This window comes from Shewanella sp. Koi 1, from assembly GCF_052907445.1.
In genome coordinates this window covers 1,814,197-1,833,119 of the sequence record NZ_JBREJM010000001.1, presented here as the reverse complement: position 1 = coordinate 1,833,119, position 18,923 = coordinate 1,814,197, and the positions used below count along the sequence as shown (strand labels likewise).

Here is an 18,923-nt window from a genome sequence, read left to right as displayed (position 1 = left end):
CACATACTGCCGATTTCTATGCCTGTGCCGACTGCATTGACGATAAAGTGAGCCACTATGTCCTTGATCTTGCTCCTGACTCAACAGATGTCACTCTACTTAGTGATAGTGTATTTGGTCAGTAAAACGCCACTCTTTAAACTGTTCGCCGAAACCGCGCCTCGCCTACCGCACAAGGTATTTATTTACCTCATCTTTTCAAGCTTTTGCATCATGGCAACCTATTTTGGCGAGCAAACCTCGGGCGCCATTGCCAATACTCGCGCGATGGGCGCCGTCTTAGGTGGCTTACTCGGCGGGCCTGTCACGGGATTTTTCGTCGGTATCACGGGTGGTTTGCACCGTTACAGCATGGGGGGATTTACCGATTTAGCCTGCGCGATTTCCACCACTCTCGAAGGCCTGTCGGCGGGCATGATCAGTTTTTACCTGCGCCGCGCGGGCAAAAGTGAGCTTATCTACAATCCACTGTTAGTTTGCCTAGTGACCTTTTACGCTGAAATGATGCAGATGAGCATTATTCTACTGATCGCTCGCCCATTTGATGATGCCTGGGAATTAGTTCGACAGATTGCGCCGCCGATGCTCTTGGTTAACTCCATCGGTGCGGCGCTGTTTATGAGCATGATCCGTGACCAAAAAACCATGTTCGATAAACTATCCTCCAGCTTCTCGACTAAGGCGCTCAAGATTGCCGAGCGCAGCGTGGGCTTGCTCTCCAAGGGGTTTAACGAAGAGAGCAGCGGCAAGGTCGCACAAATTGTGATCCAAGAGACCAATGTCGGTGCTGTAGCCATTACCGACCGCGAAAAACTCTTGGCTTTTATTGGCATAGGCGCCGACCATCATATCCCTGGCACACCGATTTCCTCAAAAATCACCCTTGAGGCCATAAACCAAAACAAGGTGATGTTCGCCGATGGAGTGGAGATGCCCTATTCCTGCTCGATTTCAAGCCAGTGTAAACTCGGTTCGAGCCTGGTGATCCCACTTCGCAGCGACACCGAAGTCATTGGCACCATCAAGTTATATGAACCCAAAAATAAACTGTTCTTGAACATTAACCGCACCTTAGGGGAAGGGATCGCGCGGCTATTGTCGAACCAGATCCTCTATGGCCGTTTTGAGCAGCAGCAAAATCTACTGACCCAAGCCGAACTCAAATTGCTGCAAGCTCAAGTGAATCCCCATTTTTTATTCAACGCACTCAATACCATCAGTGCGATTATTAAGCGCGATCCCGATATGTCGAAGCAACTGTTACAGCAGTTGTCGCAATTTTTGCGGATCAATTTAAAGCGTACCACGGGTTTAGTGACACTCGGGGATGAGCTCGATCACATCGCCTCCTATCTCACCATTGAGAAAGCTAGATTTATTGATAAATTACAGGTCAATATCGCTATCCCTGAGTCACTCTATCACTGCAAAGTGCCTGCCTTTACCCTGCAGCCCATCATTGAGAATGCCGTCAAACACGGCACCTCCCATATGATTGAACAAGGGCAAATCAAGGTGACAGGCCGGATGGATGAACAGGTATTGGTCTTAGAAGTCACTGATAATGCGGGGCTTTACCAACCCATTATTGGTTCTGAAGGGCTAGGCATGAATTTAGTCCATAAACGGATACAAAACCTGTTTGGCGAGCAGTATGGCATTCAGGTGGAATGCGAGCCGGATGAGTACACCAAAGTCACCATCCGCTTACCCATAGAACAGACGGAAACTAGCACGTGATCACTTGTTTAATTGTCGACGATGAATTGTTTGCCCGCGAAGAACTGGCCGATCTGCTCGGTCAAGAAGCCGATATTGACATTATTGGCCAATGCTCCAATGCGATTGAAGCACTGCAAACCATTGCCAAAGAAAAACCTCAATTGATTTTTCTCGACATTCAAATGCCGCGGATTTCCGGCATGGAGTTGATTGCCATGCTCGACCCCGACACTTTGCCGAAAATCGTGTTTGTGACCGCGTTCGATGAGTTTGCAGTAAAAGCCTTTGATAATCATGCCTTTGATTATCTACTCAAACCCATAGATGCCGAGCGTCTCAGCCAAACCTTGAAACGAGTACGTAAGGATCTTACGCCACAAGCCGTGAATCTGATCGCGCCATCGACTCTGGAACATTTGCCCTGTTACAGCGGCAGTAAGTTAAAAGTCATTCCCATTCAAGATGTCGAATATGTCTTTAGCGATTTAAGCGGTATCCATGTCGCCTGTACCAAAGGCAAGGTCCACACTCAGCTCACGCTGAAGGTGTTAGAGGAAAAAACGCCGCTGGTGCGTTGTCATCGCCAATATCTGATTTCGCCCAAAGCCATTGCCGAGATAGAACTGCTCGATACAGGCGCCGAAGTCACCACCCTGCTTGGTGACAAAGTGCCCGTATCCCGCCGCTACCTCAAAAGCCTTAAGCAATTGTTTGGCTTCCAATAGTCCGATTATTAACTGCTGATGCTCATATCCTAACCGCTCGGGGCGTTTAATACTTATGAATGACATACGTATGCAACCGCTCGCCCCATTCTATTACCGCTGAGTCAGCGTTATCGACCTCTCAGCCAGTTAGCCCTGTTTTGTGTAAACAACTTGTTTACACTCTGCACAACTCAAAATGGGGAGATAACTAAAATGATGTGGTTCCTACTCTGCGTCGGTCTATTGATCGGCGGTTACTTTATCTACGGTACCTTTGTTGAAAAGGTATTTGGTATCAACGAAAAACGTCAAACACCGGCTTTCAGCCAAACCGACGGCGTAGACTATGTGCCTATGTCGAAAGGCAAGGTGTACTTAATCCAATTATTAAATATCGCGGGTGTGGGTCCAATCTTCGGCCCAATCCTAGGTGCGCTTTACGGTCCAGCAGCCATGCTGTGGATTGTGATCGGTTGTATTTTTGCCGGTGCGGTGCACGATTACTTCTCGGGTATGCTGTCTGTCCGTAACGGCGGCCAATCTGTGCCAAACCTTGCGGGTAAATACTTAGGTAAGAGCGCCAAACACTTTATGAACGTGTTTGCCATCATCCTGCTGTTACTTGTGGGTGTGGTGTTTATCTCTGCTCCAGCAGGTCTGTTAGGCAAGCTAACTGGTTGGGATGTCAGCATTTTCGTTGCAATTATCTTCGTTTACTACCTGATTGCGACTGTGGTACCTGTCGATAAAATTATCGGCCGTCTGTATCCATTCTTTGGCGCGCTGCTGTTCTTCATGTCCTTTGGTTTAGCCTTTGCGATCATATTATCGAGCGAACACACACTGCTGCCCAATGTGCAAGCAGGTGACTTCTTCCAAAACTTAAACCCTAAAGACATGCCACTGTGGCCTGCACTGTTTATCACCATTGCTTGTGGTGCAATTTCAGGCTTCCACGCGACACAATCACCTCTGATGGCACGTTGTGTTGAAAACGAAAAGAACGGCCGTTTCGTGTTCTTTGGCGCCATGATCGGTGAAGGTATCATCGCCCTACTCTGGTGTGCGATTGCACTGTCTTACTTCCACGGTGTTGAAGGGTTAAGCACTGGCATGGCAGGCAACCCTGCAAACGTAGTATACGAAGCCTCTACTGGTCTATTAGGTGCTGTAGGTGGCTTTATGGCAATCCTTGGGGTAATTATTCTGCCAATTACTTCAGGCGACACCGCTTTCCGCTCTGCCCGTTTGATCTTGGCTGAGTTCTTTAAAATGCCACAGGTTGCGTTACCAAAACGTTTAGCCCTAGCCATCCCATTATTTGTGATTGGTGGTTTACTGACTCAAGTTGACTTCGGCGTGATCTGGCGCTACTTCGGTGTGGCTAACCAAGCGACTGCAGTATTGATGCTCTGGACAGCCTCTGCTTACCTACTGCGTCACAATAAACTGCACTGGATCACCACTATTCCAGCGATGTTTATGACTACTGTGGTTATTACCTTCCTGCTCAACTCGGCAACCTTAGGCGCGGGCTTACCTATGACCCTGTCGACCATTGCAGGTACCATTTCAACCTTAGTGATCACAGGCTTACTGATTGTGAAAACCAAAGGTAAAGGCGAAGTCGATAGCGACAGCGAATTACCCGATGAAGCCTAATTTCTAGCAAAATCACTAGAAATATCGCGACTCAAATTGAACGGGCACTCAATAGTGCCCGTTTTTTTATCCATCAACTTAAGCCTAGGCGCATATTACTGGTATAATCCTGCCATTGTTCACGGCTGTTTATTCAAGATGACTCAAACAAATAACCCATTACACGGCATCACACTCGAAGCCATAGTCACCCAACTGGTGGAACACTATGGCTGGGAAGAACTCGGCGCTCGTATCAAAATCCGTTGTTTTACCGAAGATCCGAGTATCAAATCGAGCCTGCGCTTTTTAAGAAAAACCGACTGGGCGCGTGAAAAGGTGGAATATTTGTATTTAAAAACTAATAAACTGCCGCTGCCAGCCACAAAATCATCCAATACCCCGTCGAAAACTGCGACCAAAAAACCTGCAAAACCAGCGCAGAAATCTGCTCAGGCGAACGCAGCGGCATCGACAACGGATGGCCAGATCAATAGCCATATTTGGGGCAAGCGCGACTAATTTCGCGAGCACATTCAAAGCGTACTAATAAGAACAGACAAAAAAGAACAGACAAAAATGCGCGGGATAATTCACTCGATTATCCCGCGCATTATTTTTAAGCGGTTTATCAGCAGGGTTAGCGTTTAGACTTTACCTTTAGGCTACTTTGTCTGCGGATAAGTCACACGGTAAATTGCTCCCGCATAATCATCCGACACCAGTAAACTGCCATCGGCCAATTCAGCAAAGGCCACAGGGCGACCAAAGGTTTGTTCATCCTGCATAAAGCCAGTTAAAAATGGGGTGTATTTGACTACCTTACCTTGCTCTATTGTCGCCACGGCCACTTTATAACCCGCTTTCTTAGTGCGATTCCACGAACCATGCTCGGCCACAAACAACTGCTGTTGATAATCGCTAGGGAACTGTTTACCAAGATAAAAATGAATACCCAGCGGCGCCACATGCGCACCTAGGGATAGCGCTGGAGCAGTGTATTTGGCGGGATCTTTACCATTGCCAAACTCAGGGTCAAGAATCGTACCTGCATGCACATAAGGGAAACCAAAATGTTCACCCAAGTAACTGACCTTATTGATTTCGCAGGGAGGAATATCATCGCCCATCATGTCGCGGCCATTATCGCTAAACCAAAGAGTTTGAGTGCCAGGCTGAAAATCAAATCCGACGGAATTACGAACGCCTTGGGCGATAGTGGTTAATTTTTTGGTCTCCAGATTCAGCGAGAATATACGCCCATAGCGTTCATTCTCCGCGCACACATTACAGGGTACGCCCACTGGAATGATTAACTCACCTGTCGGTGAAACCCCTAACACTTTCCAGCCATGGTGGGTTTCACTTGGAAATCCATCGAAGACCACATCAAATTTGGCTGAGTTTAAGTTATTGTCGATATCCTTGAATCGAATGATGCGCTCGACTTCAGAGACATACAAATCGCCATCTTTGATGACCACGCCCGAAGGTAGCTTAAGTCCTGAGGCTACCAGGATTTTCTCATCGGCAACGCCGTCTTGGTTGCGGTCGATAAGGGCATAAACATTCCCAGCCTTCATCGAGCCAGCATAGACAATACCTTTATCGGATACGGCAATTTCGCGCGCATTTTCAACATCATCAGCGAATAAACTTACGTTAAAACCTTCGGCAACCGTCAGTTTATCTAAGATATTCTTGGCCATCGCCGGAGCAGAAATGCCACTCAAGACACTGAGGGATAAGAGAGAAACCGCCTTAAAAGTGGCGGTATTGAATAGTGCGGCGCGTTTTTTATGATCCATTGACTCGCATCCTAGTAGGGTAAAATTATTGTCGTACAATTAATTGGCCTACGTTACCTTAGATATACCGTATTACCAAATCCTCTGATTTAGCAGGTCAATCCGACTATGCGCCCCCTTAAGCGATAACTCACTGTCTGTTTGCCCTGTTCTTAATCCCACATATCGCGCCCTTTGCAAAATAAGGAGGAAAATCTGCTTGAGTTTTTTATCCATCTGCCGATAGCTCGATAAAGCACACTCTGCGCTCACTACTTAGCACTCAAAACTTAGCACTCAGATGTGTGACTCAGCTTTTGTCACTCTGATGAAGATAGTTGAACAGCCACATTGAAGTCTCAAAGGAATCTATCGTGAACATTAATGGATTAAATACTGCGGCAAGCAGCGGCGCCTTTAAGTCAGTGTCCAGTGCCTATATCACCACCACGCCTTCATCCAACGGCTCAACAGAGACCATAGACTCGTCACCTCAAGAAACGGTCAATATCTCCAATGCGGGAAGACAAGCCCTCGCCACTGAAGTAGGTTCAGCTTTAAGGGGACAAGCAGCAGAAAAACTGCAGCAGACGGAAACGACTGATACCGAAGAGCCCACATCGATTATTGATGAGCAAATTAAACGCATAAAGGAACAAATCAAAGCCTTGCAGGAAATGCTCACCAAACTCGAAGGAGATGATTCTGAAGCCGCAGCTCAGCAACGTAAGCTATTGCAGGAGCAAATTATGCAACTCGGTAATCAAATTGCCGTGTTAATGGATAAGAAAATGCGGGATGCGCAAAAATCTGCAGGCTAAGGCTTAATAGCGCCAATCTGCGTTAGTGTTTGTATATCAACACGTCATGAGCTTGGGTTGAAACAGATTAAATCGGAAAACTAAATAATAGTCGCCAGATATTTAACCCGTCGCCGGTGCGATAACTGATCCCGATTCTATCTATGCCGAGGAGCTCTCCGCCCAAGGGCTTAGAAAACGCTAGCGTGGCACCAATCTCATAGCTGCCGGAGACTATGGTTTCATTTTCAGCATCTTGGCTAAAATCCAGCTCGTTGAAATACCAATAACCGACCGCAAAGACTCTCGGCTGCACCTGAATATTCAACCATTGCCAGCGCGGTGAAAGACCAATATCCACCCCAGTTTGCAGCACTGCAAATTGGTCGGTTAATTTCCCTACCCGCTCACTGTAACCAGCAAACCTGAGTCTCGACACCCAAACGCTGTCTTCACCCGCAAGGCTGAAGTCATACAAGCTACTCACGCCAGAGGCTAAAATTGCCACGTTCGCATCGGTATCGAAATTTGTCCCAAAGCCCACATCCAGATAGGCTTCCATCCGCGTGTTTACCGTTGCCTGCCAATGATGCTCTATGCCTGGAGTCATCGTCATAGTGCCGACCGAGGAAGGCAATTCACCATCGGTAATATCTTTGGCTAAGTAGTCAAAAAAACCGAAGGATAAGGGTAAACGCAGCCAGGTTTGGCTGCTCTCATCCTTTAAGAAATCAAAGCTTAGGGGAATACTCACCACTGTGGCATTTTGATCGGCGGCACGATATACCCCCGTACCAAGATAACTGCCAAAGGCATAAACAGAGTTAGGATTATTTTGACCATCAATCGGCGATTCCGGGCTCATTTGAGCAAGCGACTGAGATTGCTGTCCGGTCTGCACTGGGGTGTGGCTTGCAATGGGAGCGGTCGACGCCAACAGTGGGAAGACACACCCCATTGATAGCGCCGAACAGGAAAAGCATTTAACGAGTAACCGGCTAAAGATGGTCTTCAATTTATGCAAACAGATCCTGATTTGCTAAGCCTAATCGGTTATCGCTTGGGTTAAAGATTACTCTTCATCCGTAAAATGATACTCAGACATCATATGGCCAAGTTCGGTGGATTTGGTCTTTAAGTAAGCTTCATTGTAGCGATTTTTACCGACTTGCAGGGGAACACGCTCAACCACTTCGATGCCGATTTCTTTCATCGCTTTGACTTTGCGAGGGTTATTGGTCATTAAGCGTACATGCTTCACGCCAATTTGTTCAAGCATAGGTTGGATCATATCGTACTTACGCATGTCCGCCGGGAAACCTAATTGCTCGTTCGCCTCAACCGTATTGGCGCCTTTATCTTGTAATTCATAGGCACGGATCTTATTCAGCAGACCAATACCACGGCCTTCTTGGCGCAAATATAAGATAAATCCACTGCCGGTTTCGGCAATGTTCTGCATCGCGGTTTGCAGCTGGAAGCCACAGTCACAGCGTAAGCTAAACAAGGCATCGCCCGTAAGACATTCAGAGTGAATACGACCTAATACGGGGGCATCGCTACTTAGGGTGCCAAATGTGAGGGCAACATGCTCTTTACCGGTTTCAGTATCTTCAAAACCGTGCATGGCAAAAACGCCCCAGGGAGTGGGTAATTTTGACGTCGCGACATATTTTATCGACATGACTTAACCTTAACGACTACTCTCATTCCATGAGACGGAAGGAACATCCATAAACAAAACGATGATTGGGCTCTTCGCCTACTGAGCGCCTATTCTAAAGCGTTTTCCGTGTTCACGAAATACTTTAGTAATTTAATCAACTATAAATCTAAGCCTGCGGCGCTATCACGGGTATAACTCAATCTGTCGAACAACCATTCAAGGCGCTGCAAAATAGGCATGTGCCTTATTTTGCAACTCAATGAATAACTTGCCAATAAAACTTAAAACTTTGCTGGCGCAAAACCTGTGACTTCGGTTAAGCCCATTTCGCGTCCTAATGCTGTCATTGGATGCACAACCACTAGGCCTTTAACTGACTTTTTCAGTTGACCCATGTCGGCTTGCTCAGCTTTGGTGAGGGCGCGGTGGAATGGCAAGTGTTGAATATCTGTGCCTTGCTTTTGTAAAAGACGCGACTGCTGCGTTTTTACACTATTGATTTGCTTAGTGACCGCTGCTATATCGCGTTTAAATTGCGCCACAATAACGGCATCGCCACGTTGCTCTGCTGCCGCCAGTTTACGACGAAACTTATCTAACTTATCGTTAAGCTGCTGCAGTTCTTGCTTTAAATTCATCATTTTACCTTAAATTACTTAAGTGAATCCCAGTCGATATGTGCACCATTTAGGGCCTGAATGTCCGGGTCACTGTGTCAAGGTGTGGGATTATAACAGCAAGTTAGCGATCCTCGTTACCGCTTTTATAAGAAACGGATCACCTGATTGCTGCTGCCGCGATATGGCAAACTCGGATCGGCAAGGCTCTGCTCGAATTTACCATCCACCAGCACGTCCACATATTCCAATACCGCCCGCTGCTTATCCGTTAGCGCATCCCAGGTATAACCTGTCCACAGCCAAATATCTTTACCCGGACATTCGGTTTTCACTCGCTTCACTAACGCGAGGATCCCCTCAAGGTTGGCGGGTAAGAGCGGATCGCCGCCAGAGAGTGACAAGCCGCGGCGCACGATGCGCTCATCCTGTAGATCGGCGATAAGCGTATCTTCCATCGTCTTATCAAACAAATGGCCTGAGCGCACATCCCAAGTACTTTGATTATAGCAACCTCGGCATTGGTGCTCACAACCTGACACAAATAGGGTGACCCGGGTGCCGGGACCGTTCACCACGTCAACGGGATAATATTGGTGATAGTTCATTGCTGCGTCCGCGCTAGAGCCCAATATGATTACGGGCTAAACATCAAAGCACAGTCACCACCAGTGCGACTGTGCCAGTGTAACAAAACAAACAAGGCAAAAGTGTTACAAGTGTTTGATCCTGCGTTTCACTTCTTCTTGCTTGCCATGGTTGAATGGTCTGGCATCTGGGCTACCTAAGTAACCACACACTCGGCGAGTGACAGACACTCGGCTTGGCTCATGGTTACCGCATTTAGGGCAAGTAAAACCTTTACTGGTACAGCTAAACTCACCGGTAAAACCGCAGTCGTAGCATTCATCAATCGGCGTGTTAGTACCGTAGTAAGGCACGCGACTATAGCTGTAATCCCACACATTTTCGAGTGCTTCGATGTTGTGCTGCATATTCGGATATTCGCCGTAGCAGATAAATCCGCCATTGGCGATCGCAGGATATGGCTGCTCAAAATCAATTTTATCGTAGGGATTCACCCGCTTTTCCACATCCAAGTGGAAGCTATTGGTGTAATAGCCCTTATCGGTTACCCCTGCAACCACGCCGAATTGGCGCGCATCGAGTTTACAGAAACGGCTGCAGAGACTCTCACTCGGGGTGCTATAAAGGCTAAACCCATAACCGGTTTCGGCCTTCCATGCATCGGTAGCCGCTTTAAGGTGCGCGACAATCGCCACCGCTTTTTCACGAAGCTTGGCATCATCAAATACATGGGTTTCAGTGCCATAGAGCGCATTGATGGTTTCATGCAAACCGATATAGCCTAATGAAATCGATGCCCGACCATTTTTAAAAATTTGGGCGATATCATCATCGGCGCGCAGGCGCACACCGCAGGCGCCTTCCATATACAGAATGGGCGCAACTCTGGCTTTAACGCCGTTTAAACGTTCGATGCGGGTGTCTAATGCGCGGCGGGCAAGCAGTAAACGCTCATCTAAAATGCGATAAAATTCAGCCTCATCGCCATTGGCCTCGAGGGCTACGCGGGGCAAGTTTAAGCTCACAACCCCAAGGTTATTGCGCCCTTCATGGACCAATTCGCCATTTTCTTTATAGGAGCCTAAAAAGCTGCGACAGCCCATAGGGGTTTTAAATGACCCCGTGACCTTTTCCACTTGCTCGTAGTTCAAAATATCCGGATACATACGCATGCTGGCGCATTTTAGGGCCATTTGTTTGACATCGTAGTTGCAATCACCGGCCTTGTGGTTAATGCCATCTCGAATCGCAAACACCAGTTTAGGGAACACGGCAGTCTTACGATTTTTGCCTAGGCCCGTCATACGCACTTTCAACATAGATTGCTGAATTAAACGCGATTCCCACGAAGTACCCAGACCAAAACCAAAGGTGACAAAGGGGGTTTGCCCATTGGCGGTATGTAAGGTATTCACTTCATATTCGAGGGATTGGAAAGCGTCATGACATTCTTTTTCGGTGAGCGCCGTCGCATAGGCCTTGGCATCTTTAATCTGCCAGTTGAGCGCCACTTGATAGTGTTTGTCGTAGCTCTTCGCCACAAAAGGCGCGAGCACTTCATCGATGCGGTTAATCGTGGTGCCGCCATAAATATGACTGGCCACTTGGGCAATGATCTGCGCCGTGACCGCCGTAGCGGTGGAGATGGATTTTGGGGTCTCAATTTCGGCGTTGCCCATCTTAAAACCGTGGGTCAACATGCCCGCCAAATCAATCAACATGCAGTTAAACATCGGGAAAAATGGCGAATAATCGAGATCGTGGTAATGGATTTCACCAAGTTCATGGGCGGCCACTACATCCTTAGGCAGAATATGGCTCTTGGCGTAATGTTTCGCGACGATACCCGCGAGTAAATCCCGCTGGGTAGGGATCACTTTAGAGTCTTTATTAGCGTTTTCATTTAGCAGCGCCGCATTGCTCTGCTCGACTAAACCACGGATTTCGAGATTGAGTTTACTGGTCGCATCGCGGCAAATGTCTCTGTCATGGCGATACTCGATATAGACCCGCGCCAGAGACTTGTAAGGTCCTTCCATCAGTAGGTTTTCAACCGCATCCTGTAAATGGTGGATCTCGACTTCTGCCAGATTGGCCACTCGCTCCCTCACACAAGCGGCAACCGTCGCGGCATAGTCAGCATCCTCTATCCCAACCGAGTTTGCAGCCGCTATCACTGCATCTCTTATCCTTGTTTCATCAAAAGGTGTGCGGCAACCATCCCGCTTGATCACGACTGGCATTGTTCAGTTCCTCTCCATTCCGATTAAAATTAACACTACATATAGTGTTTAGATAATCAACAAACACAATATCTAGGCAATTAAGCGGCATTAACACCTAAAATTCCATGATCCAGATCATGATTTATCGGATGGATAAAAAGAACAAAGAAGAACTGTAGCCAAGCCCAATGATCTCAGTTTTAAGCCTTGACCTTGGCCATAAAGCAGGATAGCGGACGCTAAAAATGCCCGCTAATCACGACAAAGGACCTTGGCCAGAAAGCCAAAGTCCTTGTAATCAAAAGTCCTTGGAATAAAAGCAGTCCGTAGCTCGGCGTTTGCCTTAGCTAAGGTTTACACTCAAACAGAGTTAACGCTTGGCTAAGGCAAGATAGCTACTCAGTTGCCCCGATGCCGATTGCTGCATCCCCATAGAGGAAGCCACTTGCATAGTCGATTTAAGCCCTTGCCATAACTGTTTTTGGCTGTCGCTCAGAGTTGGATTGCTATTTAGATAATCGGTTAACTGGCCAAATACCTTAGTGGCTTTTTGTGCCAGCACAGGAGATTGTGCATCATCCATATTCGACAATACGTTTTTAGCATCGACTAAGGTGTTGATCATCGGACTGTTTGGTGACTTTTCCGCTAAGGACTTTAGCTCGTCGTCGATAAAGTCCTGTAGGGATTGCTTGCTCGGCTTTTGACTCGGCAAATTAATGCCATTTTGTGACAGGCGCTCAACCTGTGCATCGGACAAAATGCCGTCCTTTTGCAGCCGAGACACTAGGGCCGGAATATCAGACACACTAAACTGGCCATCGGCAAAAAAATCCTTCGACATGGCTTGGATTTTTTGCGCCCTAAGCGCGCGGGGTGACAAGGCAATCTCATCACTCGGTTTCGCTTCAGTCTTAGGCGTATCCTTGGTGGATGACTTGGCATCCGTCAAGGATTCTGTCTTACTCGTGTCCGTCTTCTTGCTGTTCAGGCCATAGGCATCGGCAACACTGCTACGGTTCAGATTTAAGGCATTTAAAAGAGGATTCATCGTCAATAATTCGGCATCTAACACTGTGTGATGGGGTTAAAGCAAAAAATAAGCCAATCAAACAGTCACTTGCCTAAATTATTATTCGAAGACTAAGTATCCTCACAACTTAGCCTTTCCAAATCGCGGCTTCAATCAAGTGCGCCACTTTCGCGACAGCCGCCTCCCCCGCCGCAATCGCTTCATCGGCGCGGTGAAATTCCATAGTGCCGATATTGGCCACTTCTGGCACTACGAGAACATCGGGAGGATCTCCCATCAACCGTGCCCGCTTATGGCGCTGCTCTAAAATCCCCATCGACTGTGACATCACCGCAATCATACCGGGATTGGATTTAGTACCGAGGGAAAACTTGTCGGTTAAGCTGCTGACATACTCCCGCCCCCTCGCAAATAAATCCATAAAGCCGGTTTCTTGGCGTGCTGGCATTTCGGTTTCTTCCTTCGGCGCCTTATGACTGGTCATATTGACGGGCAATACCTGCAGCCGCCCCGAATGAAACCCGTGCAAATCCACAGCAATCACAATATCCACGCCCATGGCACGGCTCACCGACACGGGCACAGGGTTCACCACGGCGCCATCGACTAACCAACGCTCCCCTTGGCGCACGGGGGCTAATATCCCCGGCATAGAGCATGATGCGCGCACGGCTTGGCGTAAATCGCCATGACGAAACCAGATTTCTTGCCCTGAATATAGGTCCGTCGCAATGGCCGCAAAGGGGCGATCTAAATCTTCAATATTGATATCCCCAATACGTGATTGCAGCACATCGAAGACTTTCTCACCGCCAATCAAACCGCCCTTGCGCCAACGAATATCCATCAGCCCGAGGACATCCCAGCTCGAAAAACTGCGCACCCATTCCTCAAGCTCGGTCAAATGATTATGGGCATAGGCCGCCCCGACAAGCGCGCCGATTGAACATCCGGCCACTTTATCGGGTTTGACTCCCATGGCGGCTAGGCCATTGAGTACACCGATGTGAGCCCAGCCTTTGGCGGCTCCGCTTCCAAGCGCAATGCCAATGGTGGGTTTTGTCCCTTTGCCCATAATATGTTTCCCTTAACAACTCAATGATTTGAATAAGCTAAATTCCGCCCTAAGTACTGTCAATCATTTATGGATTTATTCCACTTAGCGCGTTAAAAGGCCGCTGTGGAAATGAATCCAAGGTCCATCGAATACGCGTACCCCAAGGAGCAGCCTAACCCGTTATACGCATGTTGGGGGATTACTGCTCACGTCTTTGTTACATCGCCAGCCATAACAGCGGCTATTTAGCGGATTCAGTAAGATAATGACCAATCAAGATAGCTGAGCATAGTGATTTAAGGCTATAATCTGCCCTCACTCAGATTTAGGGGATATACCTTTGCAGTTTACTGATTTTTCTCTGGACCAGCGTCTGTTACAAAGCTTAAAGCATATGGGGATTGCAACCCCAACCGCCATCCAGGAACAAGCACTGCCTATCGCATTGGCAGGTAAAGATTTAATGGCATCATCAAAGACAGGGTCGGGTAAGACCTTGGCATTTTTGTTGCCAGCAATGCAAAGGGTTATTTCCACCCGCGCCTTGACCAAGCGCGATCCTAGAGTACTGATTTTATTACCAACCCGCGAATTGGCCCACCAAGTGTATAGCCAGCTACGTTTGCTGGTTGCCAACACTCAATACAAAGCCATTAGCGTTTTGGGCGGTGAGAACTTTAACGATCAAGCCAAAGCACTGGCAAAAGAGCCGCATTTTATCGTGGCAACGCCAGGACGCATCGCCGATCATTTAGAGCAAAAAAACCTCTTCCTCAATGGATTAGAACTGCTTGTCCTCGATGAAGCAGACCGTATGCTGGATCTAGGTTTTGCGCCGCAATTAAAAGCCATCAACGCTGCTGCCGATCATAAGCGTCGTCAAACCTTAATGTTTTCGGCCACCTTAGATCACAGTGAAATCAATGAGATTGCCGCAGCATTACTTAAAAATCCGTCGCATGTGGCGATTGGTGCTGCCCACACTGAACACCAAGACATTACCCAACGGATTTATCTGTGTGATCACTTAGATCACAAAGAAGCCCTGCTCACGCATTTGCTTAGCGACGAAACCCACAAGCAAGTGATTATTTTTACCGCCACCCGAGCAGATACCGAGCGCTTAGCGAGCAAACTCTCGGCGCAGGGTTTTGCCACAGCCGCCCTAAGCGGCGAGCTGAAGCAGGCGGCCCGTAATCAAATCATGGATCAATTTGCCCGTGGTCAGCAGCAGATTCTGGTGACCACAGATGTGGCATCCCGTGGCTTAGACTTACTCAATGTCTCCCTTGTCATTAACTTCGACATGCCAAAATTTGCCGAAGAATATGTCCACCGTATCGGTCGTACCGGCCGCGCGGGCGCCAAAGGTGATGCAATCTCCCTCGTTGGCCCTAAGGATTGGGATAACTTTAAGAAAGTACAACTCTTCCTTAGAAAGACCTTTGAGATCAGTGTGATTCAGGGCCTCGAAGCTAAATTTAGTGGCTTAAAAGACAAGCCAAAGACTGCCGCAACTAAAGCGGTCGCTAAGGCAGGTACCAAGGCCAAAGCAAAAACCAAGTCAAAAACGGTTAAAACCGCCGCCTCCCGTGACAAACGCTTTATCACAGGGGTTGATGTGGGTGATGCACCCATGCGGAAAAAACCTGCGGCGCCATTGTTGCAGGATCATGACGACGAGCGTTAATGATTTACTCGCGAGAGTCCATAGTGCAGACTCTCGACATTACGGGTGGGAATATGCTCCTGCCATATGTAAGAAATGTTGATATTTAAAGGTGTAACATGCGAATTTGTGGTGTTGAATTAAAAGGCGGCGAAGCCATTATCAGTCTGCTGAGCTACGAAGGTGAAACCTTCAACGTACCAAGCTGCCGTAAAGTGTCTTTTAGCGTCGCTCAATCCGCCTCAGCGGAAACTATCCGTGAATTTCACTTCGCTTTCCATAAGTTAATGGAAGATTATAAGGTCGATGAAATCGTCGTTATCGAGCGCGAGCAAAAAGGCAAACTGGCTGGTTCTGCCACCAGCTTTAAACTCGAAGCCGCAATTCAACTCGGCGATCTGCCGGTGACCTTGTTATCACCTGTTGCTATCAAGGAACAAAACAAGCGTAATCCACCTCAAGTTGATTTTGACAGCTTAGATCTTAAACGCTTCCAACAACCCGCCTTTGAGGCGGCCTACGCTCAGCAAAATCGCCGTATTTTCGGTAAAGCTTAAAGCCCTGTGAGCTTAGCGCAACTGTAGCGCTAAGCTCGTTTCTCCACAGCTAGAAGCAATGCAAACCTTAAAATATTTAAGCGGTTATAGTCCGGATATCCAACGCCAAGTTCAGCAACTACTCGAAGGTGGAAAGCTTGCGGATGTTTTGCTGCGTCGTCATCCCACTGTCCACGAGATCCGCAGCGACAAAGCCCTCTATGACTATACCCAAGGGATAAAAAATCAGTTTTTACGCCAATCCTCTCCCCTGTCAAAAGTGATCTTCGATGACAAAATTAGCATGAGTCATCATGCACTTGGCTTACATTCTTACGTCTCCAGAGTGCAAGGGAATAAAATCAAGGCTAAGAACGAAATCCGTATCTCTTCACGTTTAAAGCGCGTCCCCGAACCCTTGCTCAGAATGGTGGTGGTACACGAACTCGCCCACTTAAAAGAGAAGGATCATAATAAAGCTTTCTATAAATTGTGTACTTATATGGAGCCCGATTACCATCAATTCGAATTCGATCTGCGTTTACTGCTAACCTGTATCGACGCTAATCAATCGCCCTACTCAAACTAAATAAACTTTTTCGACTAGGCTCGCATTTTACTCGTCGATTTATCACGCGCAGTTGACTGATAATAATTTTCATTTAGAATGAATCTGTCTTATCCGTTACTGCACTCAAGCCGTGTAAAAAGTCGTATGAAAAAGCAAAAGATTGGTAAAAAGCTAGAAAAGTGGTGTAACAAACAGGCCAAGAAACTGCAAAAGCAGCAGGCAAAATCTAATAGCCCTGTTGAATTGCAAAACCTTTATTCGGCAAATACCCCAATAATGCATGCGACTCGCGCTCAACATAAAAAACAGCAGCGTAAACACTTAAGCCAATTATTAGCCGAATATGTGGCGAAACAGCAAATCCAAACCCTCGATAAGACCGCCCGCAAGAAACAACTTAAATTAGCTAAAGCCCATTTTAGTGCCGCAAATGATGCTAAATTTTTATCATCCGCCGTTATTAAGCGTATTCGTCCATTAGCCACTGAACGCAGTTTTGCACTTCGTCCTTATAAAAAATCCCCCTGCGGAGGCTGCCCAGCTTTAAAAGGTCGTCTGTGTAAATGTGCGTTAAAGGCAATGCAGAAACGTCAGGCCAGTTAATTCGTTTGAATTGACGGTTTATTCTGCGTCACTGAATCAAACTAGATACAAGCTAATGTAGTGCCAAGTGACTTGCTTATATCGCACTCAGAGCATCTATAAGGCGATATCTGCTTGTACCCTTTATGTTGTGCCAGTTTCACTCTATTCAACGCTTATTAAAGCAGTAACACTCATTGCTTATTCGGCCAAGCATCAATCCCATTAAACTTGTATTTTGATGAATACAGCGTTTTCTTGCCGTTATCGTTAAACACAGCGCAAATAAAAACGCCGATGACATCAAATTCATCAGCGTTTTTATATTCTGCTCTCTCGGATTAATGAATGGGTTAGCCTAAGTTCATTAACGCTTGGCGGCTCTTCACGATATTGGTGAAGGTACGTAATTCTTGATTCGCTAATTGGCTCGCCATCGGGATATCGGCTCTCATAGGATCCACTGGCTTGCCGTTAACATGGAATTCATAGTGCAAATGTGGACCGGTAGAACGTCCTGTATTGCCTGATAAAGCAATCACTTGGCCACGGGTGACGCGTTGACCTTTACGTACTAATGCCTTAGAAAGGTGTAAATAGCGTGTACGGTACTTACCACCGTGTTCAATCACAATATATTTACCCGCGAATTGGTGATCGGTGACTAAGCTTACGACACCATCGCCAGGGGCAATAACTTTAGTACCAATAGGCACTGAAAAGTCGGTACCATTGTGTGGTGAAATACGGCCAGTAATAGGATGTTTACGCGTCGGGTTAAAACGAGAACTCATGCGTGGTTGTTTTGCCAACGGAATACGTTGGAAAGCACGCACTAAGCTTTGGCCTTTAGCATCGTAATAACTGCCATCGGTATGTTGGAATGCACTAATTTCGGAGCGGCCCGTTTTAATGCTCACGCCTAATATTTGGCTGCTTCCCGTTGCTTCGCCCTCAACATATTGATCATTTACCAAAACAGAAAATTTATCGCCAGCACGTAAATCCCGAGCAAAATTCACTTTCTCTTTGAGTAAATCTTCAATCCGCTGAATATCGGCCGCTGCTAAACCCATTTTTTGCGCCGAAACGTAGAATGAACCTTTAATATCGCCGGTGAGAATACGGTTTTGCCACACACCTTCAACGTTAATTTCTTCAACGTTAAAGCTGCCATCTTCATAACGGGTAAATACCACTTGGCGGGCAGCGTTAAAATACAGCTCTAACTTTTGCAGTTGACCTTCATTATCCAGCCAAAATTGAATACGGTTGCCAGGTAATAAGGTATCGAGCGCCAGAATGTTTAAGTCGGCTTCTAACACTTTATACATGGTTTGCTGATCAACACCGGCTTTAGAAAATAAAGCACTTAAGGTATCGCCGGAAGCAATGACGCGTTCAAAATGAGGGGTATTATCAACAATTGGAGCTGTTTCAACAGGCTCAGAAACCTGCGGCAAAATCGTCTCGAGATCGAGTGCGACGGGAATACGTTGAGCAGTAGGAACCACATGGTTGGCATTCGGCATTAACATCGCCGCACCGATTAATAAACCACCAACGAGGAGAATATTCTTATGGGCTGAAGATAAATTCTGCAAACGAATTTGCGGAAAATTAGCCAAATTGGGTTTACCTGTCTGCAACGCTTTCACCTTTTGTTATCGTTATTGCGTTATATTTTTGAACCAGTCCCTCAGGGGGAAGCCCGAATTTTGT

The 18,923-nt window shown here is 47.1% G+C and carries 18 protein-coding genes; 9 read left to right on the top strand and 9 right to left on the bottom strand.

What is annotated here, in order from left to right; all coding sequences use genetic code 11:
* Positions 1-57 precede the first annotated feature (57 nt).
* The 4 genes from ACUZ8J_RS08035 to ACUZ8J_RS08020 all read left to right on the top strand — a co-directional run bounded on the left by ACUZ8J_RS08035 (position 58) and on the right by ACUZ8J_RS08020 (position 4,592).
* Complete coding sequence (locus tag ACUZ8J_RS08035) at positions 58-1,740, top strand: LytS/YhcK type 5TM receptor domain-containing protein (protein WP_446693537.1); 1,683 nt, start codon at positions 58-60, stop codon at positions 1,738-1,740.
* Entirely contained in the window at positions 1,737-2,447 is a 711-nt protein-coding gene (gene btsR / locus ACUZ8J_RS08030) for a two-component system response regulator BtsR (protein WP_089067525.1), read from the top strand. Before ACUZ8J_RS08035 ends, btsR begins: the two co-directional genes overlap by 4 nt.
* A 195-nt stretch (positions 2,448-2,642) precedes the next feature.
* Complete coding sequence (locus ACUZ8J_RS08025) at positions 2,643-4,091, top strand: carbon starvation CstA family protein (RefSeq protein WP_089067524.1); 1,449 nt, start codon at positions 2,643-2,645, stop codon at positions 4,089-4,091.
* A gap of 138 nt (positions 4,092-4,229) precedes the next feature.
* On the top strand, positions 4,230-4,592 hold the full coding sequence (locus tag ACUZ8J_RS08020; RefSeq protein ID WP_446693536.1) for a VF530 family protein: 363 nt from the start codon (positions 4,230-4,232) through the stop codon (positions 4,590-4,592).
* Positions 4,593-4,735: 143 nt separating this feature from the next.
* Here the strand turns inward: ACUZ8J_RS08020 and ACUZ8J_RS08015 are convergent, their stop codons facing one another.
* The gene (locus ACUZ8J_RS08015; protein ID WP_446694918.1) at positions 4,736-5,779 is read right to left on the bottom strand and encodes a PQQ-dependent sugar dehydrogenase; all 1,044 of its coding nucleotides are present in this window, start codon (positions 5,777-5,779) and stop codon (positions 4,736-4,738) included.
* Positions 5,780-6,231: 452 nt separating this feature from the next.
* On the opposite strand from ACUZ8J_RS08015, the gene ACUZ8J_RS08010 reads away from it, so the two are divergent.
* Positions 6,232-6,678, top strand: coding sequence for a hypothetical protein (locus ACUZ8J_RS08010; RefSeq protein ID WP_446693535.1), 447 nt, complete (start codon positions 6,232-6,234; stop codon positions 6,676-6,678).
* 67 nt (positions 6,679-6,745) lie between these two features.
* Here the strand turns inward: ACUZ8J_RS08010 and ACUZ8J_RS08005 are convergent, their stop codons facing one another.
* The 7 genes from ACUZ8J_RS08005 to rssA form a co-directional block, all read right to left on the bottom strand.
* Entirely contained in the window at positions 6,746-7,615 is an 870-nt protein-coding gene (locus ACUZ8J_RS08005; RefSeq protein ID WP_446693534.1) for a hypothetical protein, read from the bottom strand.
* Between the two features lie 114 nt (positions 7,616-7,729).
* Positions 7,730-8,341: a GTP cyclohydrolase II gene (gene ribA / locus ACUZ8J_RS08000; RefSeq protein ID WP_023267813.1), complete on the bottom strand. Its 612-nt coding sequence runs from the start codon at positions 8,339-8,341 to the stop codon at positions 7,730-7,732.
* 263 nt (positions 8,342-8,604) lie between these two features.
* On the bottom strand, positions 8,605-8,961 hold the full coding sequence (locus tag ACUZ8J_RS07995; RefSeq protein WP_011623193.1) for a YibL family ribosome-associated protein: 357 nt from the start codon (positions 8,959-8,961) through the stop codon (positions 8,605-8,607).
* 125 nt (positions 8,962-9,086) lie between these two features.
* Entirely contained in the window at positions 9,087-9,548 is a 462-nt protein-coding gene (gene nrdG, locus ACUZ8J_RS07990) for an anaerobic ribonucleoside-triphosphate reductase-activating protein (protein ID WP_446693533.1), read from the bottom strand.
* A 105-nt stretch (positions 9,549-9,653) separates the two neighbouring features.
* The gene (gene nrdD / locus ACUZ8J_RS07985; protein ID WP_086902592.1) at positions 9,654-11,771 is read right to left on the bottom strand and encodes an anaerobic ribonucleoside-triphosphate reductase; all 2,118 of its coding nucleotides are present in this window, start codon (positions 11,769-11,771) and stop codon (positions 9,654-9,656) included.
* 352 nt (positions 11,772-12,123) lie between these two features.
* Positions 12,124-12,804 carry a hypothetical protein gene (locus ACUZ8J_RS07980; RefSeq protein WP_446693532.1) on the bottom strand — a complete coding sequence of 227 codons (681 nt, stop codon included), beginning with the start codon at positions 12,802-12,804 and terminating at the stop codon, positions 12,124-12,126.
* A gap of 109 nt (positions 12,805-12,913) precedes the next feature.
* The gene (rssA, locus tag ACUZ8J_RS07975; protein ID WP_248968277.1) at positions 12,914-13,861 is read right to left on the bottom strand and encodes a patatin-like phospholipase RssA; all 948 of its coding nucleotides are present in this window, start codon (positions 13,859-13,861) and stop codon (positions 12,914-12,916) included.
* 322 nt (positions 13,862-14,183) lie between these two features.
* Here rssA and ACUZ8J_RS07970 point away from each other — a divergent pair, with 322 nt between their 5' ends.
* The 4 genes from ACUZ8J_RS07970 (at position 14,184) to ACUZ8J_RS07955 (ending at position 17,222) form a co-directional block, all read left to right on the top strand.
* A complete protein-coding gene (locus ACUZ8J_RS07970) occupies positions 14,184-15,533 on the top strand; it encodes a DEAD/DEAH box helicase (protein WP_446693531.1) in 1,350 nt (449 codons plus the stop codon).
* 98 nt (positions 15,534-15,631) lie between these two features.
* Entirely contained in the window at positions 15,632-16,069 is a 438-nt protein-coding gene (locus ACUZ8J_RS07965; protein WP_089067519.1) for a DUF3010 family protein, read from the top strand.
* A gap of 58 nt (positions 16,070-16,127) precedes the next feature.
* Positions 16,128-16,637 (top strand): M48 metallopeptidase family protein, encoded by a 510-nt coding sequence (locus ACUZ8J_RS07960; protein WP_011623200.1) that lies wholly within the window; start codon positions 16,128-16,130, stop codon positions 16,635-16,637.
* 126 nt (positions 16,638-16,763) lie between these two features.
* The gene (locus ACUZ8J_RS07955; RefSeq protein ID WP_446693530.1) at positions 16,764-17,222 is read left to right on the top strand and encodes a hypothetical protein; all 459 of its coding nucleotides are present in this window, start codon (positions 16,764-16,766) and stop codon (positions 17,220-17,222) included.
* Positions 17,223-17,554: 332 nt separating this feature from the next.
* Here the strand turns inward: ACUZ8J_RS07955 and ACUZ8J_RS07950 are convergent, their stop codons facing one another.
* Complete coding sequence (locus ACUZ8J_RS07950) at positions 17,555-18,850, bottom strand: peptidoglycan DD-metalloendopeptidase family protein (RefSeq protein ID WP_086902587.1); 1,296 nt, start codon at positions 18,848-18,850, stop codon at positions 17,555-17,557.
* Positions 18,851-18,923: the final 73 nt, after the last annotated feature.